This is a genomic window from Chitinophaga sp. LS1, assembly GCF_034274695.1.
Lineage (GTDB): Bacteria > Bacteroidota > Bacteroidia > Chitinophagales > Chitinophagaceae > Chitinophaga.
Window position 1 is genome coordinate 4822092 of sequence record NZ_CP128362.1, and the last position, 13406, is coordinate 4835497.

Here is a 13406-nt window from a genome sequence, read left to right on the forward strand (position 1 = left end):
ACAATCCTATACATGAAGAAAAACCTACTCACCATTTTTATATTGGTGTTTCTCTATGCCAGTGCTGCCTTTGGTCAACTGCCATCGGCATTTGTACTCAAACAGCTCTCGGGCAACAACATCAATGAAGCCACTGCTTTGGCCCATGCGCCTGATGGCCGTATCTTTATCGCCGAACGTGGCGGTAATGTAAAAGTCTATCAAAACGGTACTGTCTCCATCGTACATTTTGTATCGACGACTACTGCCAATGAACAGGGGCTGTTAGGCATCACACTGCATCCGCAGTTTGCCACCAACGGCCAGTTCTACATCTTCTACACCAATGCTGCCAGCACCGTGCACTACCTGGACCGCGTGACGATCAACGCCGCCAACCAGATCACTGACACGACCCGCATCATGGAATTCGATCCTATCATCAATGGTTTTCACAATGGTGGCGCCATCCTGTTCAAAGACAATTATTTGTATGTCGCCATCGGAGAAAGTAATTCTCCTGCGGAAGCAACCAAACTGGATACCTATCGTGGAAAGATCCTGCGTCTCACCGCCGATGGTCAGCCTGCTCCCGGCAATCCTTATTACAACACACCCAATGCTTCGCGCCAGCAAAGAAGCATCTGGGCCATCGGTATGCGCAACCCATGGAAAATGGCACTGGACCCGGTATCCGGCAAGATATTCGTTGTCAATGTAGGCGGTAACTATGAAGAAATTGACGATGTCACTGCACCGGATTCTACCAAACATTATAACTATGGATGGGATGGCAAAGGCCAGTCAGGTCCTGAACAACCTGATTCTACCATCGCACCTGTATTCGCTTATCCGCATGATGGATGGGGTTGTGCCATTACCTCTGGTGTATTCTTCAACCCAACTAACACCAGGTACCCTGCCGAATACAAGAATCGTTTTTATTTCTCCGACTGGTGTGCTGATTGGTTCAGGAGTGTAGATGCGACCAATCCCGGGGCCGGCGCAACGACCTTCTCTACTACCAATTTCAGAAGTGTATTGGGCACGAGCGTAGGTCTGGATGGTAATATTTATTTTGTATACTACGGCACGAACGGATCATTGTACCGGTTGGAATATGATACGACACAATTACCAGTGATCGTGAATCAGCCGCAAAGCCAGGCTATTGTAACGGGCGATCCTGTTGAATTCTCCGTTACCTCTTCGGGTGCATTGCCATTAACTTATCAATGGCAAAAGAATGGTGTGAACATCTCCGGTGCTACGGCAGATACTTTTGTGATTGCAGCAGTAGCCGCTTCCGATTCAGCCAATTATCGTTGTATTGTAAGCAACAGTGCAGGCAGGGATACCAGTGATAACGCAAAACTCACTATACTGCCATTCAATGCACGCCCGGTGCCACACATTACTGCACCACTCTCTACACTCACCTGGAATGTAGGCGATACCGTTCACTTTGCAGCTACTGCCACCGATGCAGAAGATGGCACTATACCTGCCAGCAAATACCAGTGGGAAGTACGTTTCTATCACCAGGATGGTGCGAACAATCAGCACTATCACCCGGGTCCCGCCGTACCAAATGGTGTAACTGCCGGTACTTTTGTGGCCGACAATGGTGGGGAAACTTCTCCGAATGTATGGTTACGCATCATGCTCACCGTGAGTGATTCACAAGGTCGTACCGGTGTAGATTCAATAGATATCATTCCAAATAAAGTAAACATCACCGCAGCTGCTAACATCGCAGGATTACAACTCATTCTCGGTGCACAGAACACTGCGCCATTTACAAAGACACTCGTCGTCAATACACCGATCTCCCTGGAAGCGGTTACGCCACAGGTATTAAACGGCAAGTACTATGAATTCGCATCCTGGAGCAATGGGGGTGCTGCGGCTCAGACGATCCGTGTGCCTGCAAAGGATAGCACCTTTACAGCAAACTATGCCCTTGGTGCAAATCTGCAAAATCCTTATTTCGCGACTCCTACGGCTATTCCCGGCAAGATCGAAATTGAAAACTTCGACCTCGGTGGCGAAGGCATTGCTTACCATGACAACTCTACCGGCAATGCAGGTAATCAATACCGCACAACTGAAGATGTAGATCTTGAAAACTGCTCCGAAGGTGGTTATAACATTGGCTATGTGGCAGCTGGAGAGTGGTTGGAATATACGATAGATGTGACGACTGCTGCGCAATACACATTGTCTGTTCGCGTAGCCAATCCCGGCGCTGCCAAGACGATGCACGTAGAACTGGATGGCCAGAACATCTCCGGCAATATTACCGTACCTGCTACTGGTGGTTTTCAGGCATGGCAAACGGTATCCATCACCACACCTGTACTGACCAAAGGTGTGAAAGTACTGCGCGTATCGCTGGATGCCACAGACTTCAATGTGAACTACCTCACCTTTGCACTGGCAGGTAGCGTAGAAGGTCCTGTAGTGAGCCTGAGTGCGCCTGCAAACAATACCACCTTCTCCGCAGGCGATAACATTGAAATAGCAGCTGCAGTCACAGATTCTACCGGCACAGTCATGAATGTAGAATTCTACCAGGGTAGTACAAAAATAGGAGAGGATGCTGATGCGCCTTATACCTTTACCTGGACCAGTGTGCCTGCCGGTACATACTCTCTCACCGCCAAAGCGACTGACAATGCGGGTCTTACGGCTACTTCCATCCCGGTGGGTATCACCGTCAGCAATGGTGGCAGCGCTAACCTGGCACTGAATAAAAACGTAGTGGTATCCGGCAATGAAAACGCCGTGACCATGCCTGGTTCAGCAGCAGTGGATGGCGACCTGAATACCCGCTGGTCCAGCGCCTTCGAAGATCCTTCCTCGATCTATGTAGACCTGGGAGCAAGGTATAATATCAGCGAAGTGAAGATCACCTGGGAAAATGCCAAAGGCAAAGACTACCTCGTACAGGTGGCGGACACCATTGGCAACTGGCATACCGTAAAAAACATTACAGGCAATAACGATCTCATAAATGACCACACCGGTTTGACAGCTACAGGTCGTTACGTGCAGATTTACGGTACCGCCAGAACTACGGGCTATGGTTACTCAATTTTCGAACTGGAAGTCTACGGCAACAGTGCTGCCAGGGTAGCCAATTACAACGCTGCTCCTCAGAAGGCGTTTAAGATCTATCCCAACCCAGCATATAATTACCTTAATATCAGTGGAATAACCAGCGACGGTCTCTTTACCATCGTGAACGTAGCCAGCGGACAAACCAGTTCCCTGCGTTCTGAAGGTGGTAAGATCGACGTGAGCGGATTGACGCCGGGTACTTATATCATACAGTTTAAAGACGGTGAAAAGAAGATAAACAGGAAATTTATTAAATTGTAGCGCAAAAGCATGGAGGTCGGTTCTGGCCTCCATGCTTTTCTGTAAATTTCCTTTACCATGAAATATTATGTTTGGGGCATTTTTTTATGTTGTTTGTTTGCCTGTCAGCCCGGCCAAAGGGACAAGATGATCAGCGAGCGGTTGATACAGCGCCTCAAGGATCTGCATTTACTGGATGAGGACGAGACCATTTACCAATTTTACTCCAACTACAGAAAGCGAATAGCCGGCAATTTTGTTTCCAGCAAGCGGGTAGCTACTTACTATATAGATGATAGAAGCAAGTCGAAAGATGAAATTGCTTTTGCATACTATGAGAATATCCGGACCATGGATACTTTGTACCGTTCGGCACAGGTAGGAACGCCGCACTTGTTGGTGACGACGTATGATCATAAATTGATTAAGGTGTATGTGGATGGGAGTAGGGCGACGGTGCAGTCTTTTTTTGACAAGGCATTGGAGCAATGGGCGGCACATAGGAAGCAGGGGGTGAATCCGGATATAAAAATGTAGGTATCAAAAATATGACTCTTTTTAAGCTGAGCTTACCTTTAAGCTTTGTAATATTTTTATTGACGTGCATCAATTTGCGGAAGGACCTGAAGGCATTCAGGGTGGCTACGAAGGGAATTCGTGTTAATGCAAAGATCATTGCATTAAAAGACACTATAGAAGACGTTAGAGCGCAAGGATTTGATTTACAAAGGTGAGTATTGTCCCAACTAATTAGAGATTATATTTTACAGTTTGAAAAGCGGGTGTTGCAGAAAAAACAGCGTATGAAAAGGAAAAAAAGAATACCTATCAGCATACCCGGTCAGAGAGCCAGAACAGGGCAACCTACATGGAAGAAGGACGAGGTCGGCGTATTATTGTTGATCATTGGTATTATTGCAGGGCACATCTGGTTTGGGGTGCAATATAAAAGAGGGCAGGAAGCTCAATGGGTCACCATGCATATTAATCGTGTTTCGATAACAACTGGTAAATACCCTGATTGCAGGGTAGCACTGAGCTATCAGGGCGAATCATTTACAACGGATACCCGTGAAGATGACTACGAACGACTAAAAGATCTGGATCAGGTAGAGGTATTATACTTACCTGGTACGGACTTTGTTGAATTAGAAAAGGCCGCACCGGGCCGGCGATGGAAAGGGTTTACATGGTTGTCAGGTGGCATTTTGGTAATTATCTTTTTGGGGTACAAAGATAATTTTCTTAAGTTATACAGACTATTAACAGGCAAATAAAAACCCGCCGTTTTAGGCGGGTTTGTCAATATCATACACTCTGAAAATAACTCGTCATATAATCACTCGGCGACTGCGTCGTCACCGTCTTAAACACCCTGTTGAAATTCGTAATACTATTAAACCCACACGTATACGCCACCGTCGCAATATTATCAAACGCCCCATCCGTCAGCTTCTTACACGCCTCATTAATCCTCACCTCATTCAAAAATGAAACAAACGTATGCAGCGTATGCTTCTTGAAGAACCTGCAAAAAGCCTGTGGTGTCATATGCGCCTGCTTCGCCGCATCTTCCAGCGTGATCGGCTTATCATAATTCTGCATAATATAATTATAGATATTCCCGATCCTGATCCCCTCATGCTCACTCACCAGCTGCGTCTTCTGTGCCGTAGCCAGTGGCGTCATATCCGCATACCCGGATAATTGCTTTAACAGATCTACAAACTGCAACAACTGATCCGTGCCACTACTATTCGTAATCTGCATCATCTTACTACTCACCTCCGCCTTATGGGCATCTGGCACCTTAAACCCTGACTGGCTCTGCGAAATAAAGTTCTTCAGCAACTTCGTCTCCGGCAAATTAAACAACGAAGACAGATCTCCATTCGGATTAAAGAATATCGCCAGCGCCACGATCTTCTTCCTGCTTTTAGGCTGAAAATACGACGCCTCACTCTTAAAGATATGCGGTTGATTTGCCCCCAGCCAGAATATATCATTCGGCCGGAACGCATGCATATTATTATCCGCTACCAGGGTGCCTTCTCCCTGTTGAATCCAGCTCATCTGGATCTCATGATGTCTGTGTAAGTGTGGATAGAAAAAAGGCAAAACGTCTTTTTGAACAATGATCGATTTGTCCAGCGGAACAGGTATAGTAAACTGTAACACTTTCATCGTAAAGTAATTTTAAGTCACCGCAAGCAGGTACTTGCAAAAATTGTTTTACAGGTAAAAAGTAAAAAGGCCCTTCTTCAGTAGCAAAATCTAAATATTTTGGTTGATCCCGTCTATCGGGTAGAAATGAGTGTTAATTACACAATTAAAATTTCGTCCTCTCAATATTACGGATTTTAACCCAAATTTCATAATATTAAACCTATACAGGTTAATATCCGGGCAATGATGGATAAAATCCGGATTAACCTAAATTACACCCGTTAAAAGTACCGTGTTTCCGTCTCCGCAGGCCCGGCGGCCGCCCGCGCAATAATTCGGAGATGTGCGTATAACAGGCATTGCAACTACCCCTCAGTCAAAGAGGTTAAAATTTAATAATAATTGATTACTATCAGAGCGGCCCCCTTACATTGTAGTAGATATTTTTGAAAAAAAAATAAACAGTCTATGGCTATTGAATGGAAAGGAATATTTCCTGCATTTACCACCAAGTTTACACCATCAGATGAACTTGACCTATCTCTGTTTGGCAAAAATCTGGATGCACAGGTAGCAGCCGGAATTGACGGCGTGATCCTCGGTGGTTCACTGGGTGAGGCCAGTACCATCAGCATCGCTGAAAAAGAAACCCTCACAAAATATGCAGTTGAAAAGGTGCAGGGAAAGATCCCGGTGGTACTCAACATTGCAGAAGGCGCTACCGCCGATGCCGTAAAACAGGCAGCAGCTGCTGCTAAATGGGGTGCAAAAGGCCTGATGCTGCTGCCACCCATGCGTTATAAAAGCGATGAAAAAGAAACCGCTACTTACTTCAAAACCGTAGCCGCATCCACTGACCTGCCGATTATGATCTATAACAATCCCGTTGATTATAAGATCGAAGTAACCCTTGATATTTTTGAACAATTAAGCGCATTTCCAAACGTACAGGCTGTTAAAGAATCTACCAGAGACGTCTCTAATGTGACCCGTATGATCAATCGGTTTGGCGATCGCTTCAAAATACTCTGTGGGGTAGATACGTTAGCTATGGAAGAGATCATGCTGGGTGCCGATGGTTGGGTAGGAGGACTGGTATGTGCCTTCCCTGAAGAGACGGTGGCAATATACCGCCTCACCAAAGCTGGCAGGATACAGGAAGCCCTCGCTATCTATCGCTGGTTCCTGCCTTTGCTTGAATTGGATTTACACCCTAAATTAGTGCAGTATATTAAACTGGCTGAGCAACTGGTAGGTCTGGGTTCCGAAACAGTCAGGGCACCCCGCCTGCCATTGGAAGGAACGGAAAGAGAAAAAATTCTCGCTGTGATCAATACCGCGCTGGCCAACAAACCGAAGTTGCCCGTATATTAACATTTCAATATAATCACATCGCATGCAGATACAAAAGATCATGCAGCAGTCCGCACAGGCCTTTGAAACGTACAGACAGGTGACCCCTGCTGTACGTGCTGCATTACTGGAAACCATCGCTACTGAGCTGGAAGCGCAAAGAGCAATCATGGTTGAGACAGCCGGCGAAGAAACCAATCTGCCTGCTGCCCGTCTCAATGGTGAACTGACCCGCACCACCAATCAGTTAAAATTATTTGCTGACCTGATCAAAGAAGGTAGCTGGGTAGAAGCTGTCATCGATTCTGCCAGACCAGAAAATACCCCTGCCAGACCCGATCTGCGCAGGATGTTATTGCCTATAGGCCCTGTAGTCGTATTCGGCGCCAGCAATTTCCCTTTTGCATTTTCTACTGCCGGTGGTGATACCGCCAGTGCCCTCGCCGCCGGTGCAACCGTGGTTGTGAAAGGTCATCCTGCACATCCACGCACTTCTTTACTGGCCTACCAGGCCATTGCCAGTGCCATTGAAAAGACAGACCTCCCTGCGCATACCGTGCAGCATGTAGCCGACGAAGGCTATGAAACAGGCAAGGCATTGGTCATGGATCCTGCTACTACCGGTGTGGCATTCACAGGTTCTTTCAATGGAGGTAAAGCGTTATTACAATACGCTGCACAAAGAGAAACCCCCATCCCTGTCTTTGCAGAAATGGGCAGTGTGAACCCCGTTGTATTCTACCAGGATGCATTGCTCACACAGGGACCACAACTGGCACAAACCTTTGCTGCAAGTATTACCCTCGGTATGGGACAGTTTTGTACCAACCCCGGTTTGTTGCTCGGTATACAAAGCGATGCATTGGACAACTTCGCACATATGTTAGGCGGTGCAATAGCTGCCAGTTCACCTGCAAAGATGTTGCACGCAGGTATCCATGCGGCCTATGTAAAAGGACGTGCCAGCGTACTCTCACTGGAAGCGGTTACGCTGGTCGGACAAACAGCCGAACCTGCTGAAACAGAAGCCTGGCCTGCCGTAGCGCGCACGACGGGGGCTGAGTTTTTACAAAACCCTCACCTGGCAGAAGAACTCTTTGGCCCGTATTCATTACTGGTATCCTGTGCCGATGAAGAAGAACTGGGGAAAGTACTGAGAAGCCTGAAAGGACAACTCACCACTACAGTGGTCGGTACAGATAAGGATACGACTATTTACAAATCACTGATTGCATTGCAGGCCACTTTAGCAGGCAGGATAATATTGAACAATGCCCCTACCGGCGTGGAAGTATGTGCTGCAATGGTGCATGGTGGCCCTTATCCGGCTACGACAGATAGTCGCTTTACCAGTGTGGGTACCAGTGCCATTCGCCGCTGGGTAAGACCTGTATGTTTTCAGAACTTTTCAGATAGTATGTTGCCCGATGCATTAAAAAAATCAAACCCGTTAGGAATATGGAGACTGGTCGATAACGAATTTACCAGATAAAAAACACCTATGTCAGATCAACCAAAATCATTTAAACGTTCATTTGGCCTGCTCGATGCTACAATGATCGTAGCAGGATCCATGATCGGCTCCGGGATCTTTCTCGTGAGTGCCGATATCACCCGCAATGTAGGCTCGGCCGGCTGGCTGATACTGATATGGGTTATTACAGCGGTACTCACCATTACGGCGGCTGTGAGTTATGGTGAGCTCAGTGCAATGTTTCCTCATGCTGGCGGACAGTATGTATACCTGAAAGAAGCTTTCAATGACCTGACAGGGTTCCTGTTCGGATGGAGTTTCTTTACAGTGATACAGGCGGGTACGATTGCAGCAGTAGGTGTAGCGTTTGCAAGGTTCACAGCCTTTCGGTTTCCCATATTGAGTGAGACGCATATACTGGCAGATCTGGGGTTTGTAAAAATCTCGGCTGCACAGGTCACGTCTATTCTGCTGATCATCTTTCTCACCTTTGTGAATACGCGGGGGGTGAGAGAGGGGAAGTTAATTCAAACGATCTTTACATTGACAAAGATTGTCGCATTGCTGGCACTGATCGTATTTGGCTGCTTTGCAGCAAATAAGCAGGTGTGGGATGCGAACTGGCAGAGCGGGTTTGGGTTTAATAAGCTGGAGCCTGCGCAGCTGGTGTCTTATTCCGGATTTGCGGTGTTGGGAGCCATAGCGGCGAGTATGGTAGGCGGGTTGTTTAGTAGTGATAGCTGGAATAATGTGACCTTTATAGCTGGGGAGATTAAAAACCCTGAGAAGAATATCGGGCGCAGTTTGTTCTTTGGTACATTGCTGGTCACGATGATTTACATTGCCACTAACCTGATTTACCTGGCAGTACTGCCTTTGCGCGAAATTGCATTTGCAGAGAATGATAGGGTAGGGGTGGCGGCGGCCGTACGCATCTTTGGAAATAATGGTACGGTGATTATAGCTGTGTTGCTGATGGTGTCTACGTTTGGGTGTGTGAATGGGTTGATATTGTCAGGAGCGAGGGTGTGTTTTACCATGGCAAAGGATGGGTTGTTTTTTAAGCAAATGGGGTTGTTGAATAAGAATGCGGTGCCGGGGAAGGCGTTGTGGAGTCAATGTATATGGGCTTCCTTATTGTGTTTGAGTGGGCGGTATGGGCAGCTGCTGGATTATGTGATCTTTGTGGTGTTGATCTTTTATATTCTTACGATAGCGGGGATATTCAGGTTGAGGCGTACAAGGCCGGAAATGGAAAGGCCGTATAAGGCGTTTGGGTATCCGTTTATTCCTATGATGTATATTATAGCAGCGACGATTATTTGTTTGTCATTGCTGGTGTATAAGTGGGAGAATACCTGGCCGGGATTGTTGATTGTGTTGTTGGGGATTCCTGCGTATTATCTTTTTGGAACTAAAAAAATGGCGCTTGCTTAGCAAGCGCCATTTTTTTTATTGCTGGCTGGCGGCCGGCGAATGTAAATGCAATTTATTTCGCAGCGTGAGTAATGCAAAGAAAAACTACTGTTGGCCTGCGCCTTCGCTTTCTTCCTTCTGCGTATGCTCCTGTTGGTCCTGTAGATGTACATTATTCAACTCCTCAAATACATACCCATCTTCATACCCCACAGCCACAAATACAGATAGCTGCTGTTTAGCTGGTCCTTTAAAAGTTCCCTTTACAGGTGTACAATCTCTAAAATCCCTGCCCACCGCTAATTTCACATGCTTATTGGTTACCCATACATTATTGGTCGGATCAATCCCCGCCCATCCTGTTCCGGGTATATATACCTCTACCCACGCATGCGTAGCTCCTTCACCTCTTAATCCATCCTTATTCGGACAAATATAACCGCTCACATACCTGCATGGGATCTGGCAACTTCTCAATATCTGCAGCATCAGGTGTGCAAAATCCTGGCACACACCTGCCTTGTGGTGCAAAATTTCATCAACCGTGGTTTCGATATTTGTAATCCCTTTGATGTATTTGAAATGTCTGAAGATATATTCACTACAATGTTCTGTTACTGCCGCTACACTTTTCCCCTGGGCAAAGATCGATTTCTGGATATCGTTGATCACATCCTGTGCCTCAATAGACGCAGTCCTTGCCATCTCTAGCAATTGTAAATCTCCCAGTACCTCATCTTTCAATTGCTCAAACCCTGAATGGAAATTCAACTGCAATTGCGAAGTAGCGGTAGTCCTTACCAGTAATTTGCTTTCTATCTTGAGCAACTTGTGTGCAGCCAGTATGTTGAACCCGCCGGTCTTATTCCCAAAGTAATCCGTAAATGTCTGTACATCCGGATGCCCGGTAATAGACAGATCATGCTGCAAAACTTCCTGTCCCGGACACTGTGAAGGGAAGATCTTGATCTCGTTCACACTTTCTTTGACCGGTCTTTCGTATTCGTACCTTGTAATATGATGAATTCTGAAAATAGGCATATAGCAAACACTTATGCGTAAGAAAAAAATTGTTGACCCAGCATTCTGGTAAAGTGCTGTACTTCGCCCCGCAGGTCTTCCATATAAGGATGTAAGGTATGATTGTTCAGTGTTTCGAGGTCAGTATGTTTTACCTTACTGTACAATCGTCCGAAACAACGCATCAATGCAGCGTTTTCTTCCGAGAAATTGCGCTTTGTTACATCCTGCAAATGCCGGTCAATGCGTCCTAAGGAATACACTACCGAATGCGGGAAGTCTTCGTTGAACAATACCTGGTGCAATACATCGTGATTATCCGCAGAAGACCGGTATGTCTTCAAATGTAATTCATATCCGGAAAGGGACATGAGCAATTGTCGCCATTGCATGATGTCCTTGCTTTCATGGATCTTGTAATGATTGATCTGGTAGTGTTTATTTGTCAGCACGATGGTCTCAAAACACCGTTCAATGTATTTTCCAAGATTCATAAACGCCCAGCCCGTGCCCCGTGCCATGGTGATATCAGTAATGCCTGTATACAAGACACTATGTCTTGTGAACATGTCCAGCATATCTGCTGCTTCATAGCTGGCTAACCGTTTATCGAGCGTAGGCTGATTGATGAGGTGATAAAAGGAATTTACTTCCTCCCATACTTCTTTGGTAATATAATCCTGTATACCTCTCGCATTCTCCCTTGCCTTGCTGATGATCACTTTCAATGAATTGGAGTTGCTGTTGCTGGTGAGCAACAGTTTCAACGCATCCGCAGTTTGATCTTTTGTCGCTTCAATCTCTGCTGGAGTAGCGGTGGTGAAGGTCTCAAGTACCGATTGCCAGGTGAGCGCACCATTTACATCTTTGTCGAGAGAAAGGAGATAATGTGTAGAGGTAACTCTTAGTAAACCTTCGGCCCTTTCCATATAACGGGCCAGCCAGAATAGTGAATCCGCAATCCTACTTAGCATGAAAATAATTTTAATCAATAACCCATGTATCTTTACTACCCCCGCCCTGTGAAGAGTTCACAATCAGGGAGTCTTTGCGCAAGGCCACCCTTGTGAGTCCACCGGGTACGATCTGTACCCCCTGGGGTCCACATAATGCATAAGGGCGTAAGTCTACATGCCTGGCCTGAAAAGTGCCGTCAATAAAACAAGGAACTGTAGAAAGTTTGATAATCGGTTGTGCAATAAAGCTACGAGGATCTGCTTCAATAGTGGCTTTGGCCTTCACCCATTCTTCAGGAGTCACTTTATTACCCATCACCATGCCATATCCACCTGACTGATTGGTACGCTTGATCACCATTTGCCCTATATGTTCAAAAACATGTTTGCGCTGTTCCGGATCACTCAATTCGTAAGTCGGTACATTGGGCAAAATGGGTTCTTCATTCAGGTAATACCGGATCATGGCCGGTACATAGGCGTACACTGCTTTGTCATCGGCTACACCGTTTCCGATGGCATTCACAATCGCCACATTGCCCATGCGGTAAGCATTCATTAACCCCGGAATTCCCAGTGCACTATCCGGCTTAAACGCCAGCGGGTCCAGGTATTCATCGTCTATCCTGCGATAGATCACATGTACCTGTTCCAGGCCTTCCGTGGTTTTCATATATACCTTATGATTATCGATGACCAGGTCCCTGCCTTCTACGAGGGTGATCCCCATCATTCTGGCCAGGAAAGCATGTTCATAATAAGCAGAGTTGTAAATACCGGGTGTGAGTAGTACCACACGTGGGTTAGAGATCTGTGCCGGCCCCATTTGTAAAAGGATCTCATGGAGCATAAGGGGGTAGTTATTCACCCTGCGCACATGACTGGATGCCAGCATTTCGGGGAAGATCCTTTTGGTCACCTCCCTGTTTTCCAGCATATAGCTCACCCCGGAAGGAGTGCGGAGGTTGTCTTCCAGTACATAGAACTTTCCATCCTCGCCCCTGATCAGGTCTATTCCGGAAATATGTACATAGATGTCATGGGGAACTTTGATCCCAAATACCTCTCTGGTATAATGTGGACAGGTGGCAATAAGAGACGCAGGAACGACCTTGTCTTTTAAAATCTGTTGTTCGTTGTAAATATCTTTTAAGAAGAGATTCAGGGCCTTTAAACGCTGTTGAATGCCCAATTCTATATGGTCCCATTCCTTCCCGGTTATGATGCGGGGAATGATATCGAAGGGGAAAATGCGTTCAATACCGGCATCGTCACTGTACACTGTGAATGTAATGCCTTGATTCATAAAGAGTTCACCAGCAAGGCGGTCTTTCTGCTGAAGAGCACTGACATCGAATTGTTCCAGCGAAGTAAAGACTTTGTGATAGTGCTCCCTTATCTGTTGGTGATCGTACATCTCGTCCCAAATGTTGGGTGGAAGGTCATATTGGTCCAAAAATCCCATAAGTAATTGATAAAATTTGGTGCTGGATTTTTACAATATAATGAAATGGGAGGATTGTTTTTGGAAATGCGTATATATAATTTTATTTAATATGTGTTAAAAAGCGGGCAAACCCCGCTAAAGCTATAGTGTGGCTTCGTTACAGCTTCGCTACCAATAGTACATTATAAGGGCACCTTAATATCGTAAGGATAATGAAGTGCCCTTTTGGTGC

At 46.2% G+C, this 13406-nt stretch carries 10 protein-coding genes; 6 read left to right on the forward strand and 4 right to left on the reverse strand.

Annotation, left to right across the window (positions count from 1 at the left end):
• Positions 1-12 precede the first annotated feature (12 nt).
• The 3 genes from QQL36_RS20010 to QQL36_RS20020 all read left to right on the forward strand — a co-directional run bounded on the left by QQL36_RS20010 (position 13) and on the right by QQL36_RS20020 (position 4619).
• Positions 13-3363, forward strand: a complete 3351-nt coding sequence (locus tag QQL36_RS20010; RefSeq protein ID WP_321566570.1) for a PQQ-dependent sugar dehydrogenase — start codon at positions 13-15, stop codon at positions 3361-3363.
• A 57-nt stretch (positions 3364-3420) separates the two neighbouring features.
• Positions 3421-3879 carry a hypothetical protein gene (locus tag QQL36_RS20015; protein WP_143708766.1) on the forward strand — a complete coding sequence of 153 codons (459 nt, stop codon included), beginning with the start codon at positions 3421-3423 and terminating at the stop codon, positions 3877-3879.
• 266 nt (positions 3880-4145) lie between these two features.
• Positions 4146-4619: a hypothetical protein gene (locus tag QQL36_RS20020; RefSeq protein WP_321566571.1), complete on the forward strand. Its 474-nt coding sequence runs from the start codon at positions 4146-4148 to the stop codon at positions 4617-4619.
• A gap of 31 nt (positions 4620-4650) precedes the next feature.
• On the opposite strand, the gene QQL36_RS20025 is transcribed toward QQL36_RS20020, so the two are convergent.
• Entirely contained in the window at positions 4651-5526 is an 876-nt protein-coding gene (locus tag QQL36_RS20025) for an AraC family transcriptional regulator (RefSeq protein WP_083721818.1), read from the reverse strand.
• Between the two features lie 450 nt (positions 5527-5976).
• Between QQL36_RS20025 and QQL36_RS20030 the strand changes: the two genes are divergently transcribed.
• Genes QQL36_RS20030 through QQL36_RS20040 form a run of 3 tightly spaced genes read left to right on the forward strand, consistent with a single transcriptional unit; the run spans position 5977 to position 9772 of the window.
• Complete coding sequence (locus QQL36_RS20030) at positions 5977-6882, forward strand: dihydrodipicolinate synthase family protein (RefSeq protein WP_321566572.1); 906 nt, start codon at positions 5977-5979, stop codon at positions 6880-6882.
• A 22-nt stretch (positions 6883-6904) separates the two neighbouring features.
• Positions 6905-8353 (forward strand): aldehyde dehydrogenase (NADP(+)), encoded by a 1449-nt coding sequence (locus QQL36_RS20035; RefSeq protein WP_321566573.1) that lies wholly within the window; start codon positions 6905-6907, stop codon positions 8351-8353.
• Between the two features lie 9 nt (positions 8354-8362).
• Positions 8363-9772 (forward strand): APC family permease, encoded by a 1410-nt coding sequence (locus QQL36_RS20040; RefSeq protein ID WP_321566574.1) that lies wholly within the window; start codon positions 8363-8365, stop codon positions 9770-9772.
• Positions 9773-9856: 84 nt separating this feature from the next.
• On the opposite strand, the gene QQL36_RS20045 is transcribed toward QQL36_RS20040, so the two are convergent.
• Genes QQL36_RS20045 through QQL36_RS20055 form a run of 3 tightly spaced genes read right to left on the reverse strand, consistent with a single transcriptional unit; the run spans position 9857 to position 13192 of the window.
• Positions 9857-10792 carry a transglutaminase family protein gene (locus QQL36_RS20045; RefSeq protein WP_083721815.1) on the reverse strand — a complete coding sequence of 312 codons (936 nt, stop codon included), beginning with the start codon at positions 10790-10792 and terminating at the stop codon, positions 9857-9859.
• Between the two features lie 11 nt (positions 10793-10803).
• Positions 10804-11745, reverse strand: a complete 942-nt coding sequence (locus QQL36_RS20050; RefSeq protein WP_083721814.1) for an alpha-E domain-containing protein — start codon at positions 11743-11745, stop codon at positions 10804-10806.
• A 10-nt stretch (positions 11746-11755) separates the two neighbouring features.
• Positions 11756-13192 (reverse strand): circularly permuted type 2 ATP-grasp protein, encoded by a 1437-nt coding sequence (locus QQL36_RS20055; RefSeq protein WP_321566575.1) that lies wholly within the window; start codon positions 13190-13192, stop codon positions 11756-11758.
• Positions 13193-13406 lie beyond the last annotated feature (214 nt).

Bases quoted from the DNA above. Each gene is read 5' to 3' on its own strand.
- QQL36_RS20010 (WP_321566570.1), top strand. From the start codon at position 13: ATGAAGAAAAACCTACTCACCATTTTTATATTGGTGTTTCTCTATGCC.
- QQL36_RS20015 (WP_143708766.1), top strand. From the start codon at position 3,421: ATGAAATATTATGTTTGGGGCATTTTTTTATGTTGTTTGTTTGCCTGT.
- QQL36_RS20020 (WP_321566571.1), top strand. From the start codon at position 4,146: ATGAAAAGGAAAAAAAGAATACCTATCAGCATACCCGGTCAGAGAGCC.
- QQL36_RS20025 (WP_083721818.1), bottom strand. From the start codon at position 5,526: ATGAAAGTGTTACAGTTTACTATACCTGTTCCGCTGGACAAATCGATC.
- QQL36_RS20030 (WP_321566572.1), top strand. From the start codon at position 5,977: ATGGCTATTGAATGGAAAGGAATATTTCCTGCATTTACCACCAAGTTT.
- QQL36_RS20035 (WP_321566573.1), top strand. From the start codon at position 6,905: ATGCAGATACAAAAGATCATGCAGCAGTCCGCACAGGCCTTTGAAACG.
- QQL36_RS20040 (WP_321566574.1), top strand. From the start codon at position 8,363: ATGTCAGATCAACCAAAATCATTTAAACGTTCATTTGGCCTGCTCGAT.
- QQL36_RS20045 (WP_083721815.1), bottom strand. From the start codon at position 10,792: ATGCCTATTTTCAGAATTCATCATATTACAAGGTACGAATACGAAAGA.
- QQL36_RS20050 (WP_083721814.1), bottom strand. From the start codon at position 11,745: ATGCTAAGTAGGATTGCGGATTCACTATTCTGGCTGGCCCGTTATATG.
- QQL36_RS20055 (WP_321566575.1), bottom strand. From the start codon at position 13,192: ATGGGATTTTTGGACCAATATGACCTTCCACCCAACATTTGGGACGAG.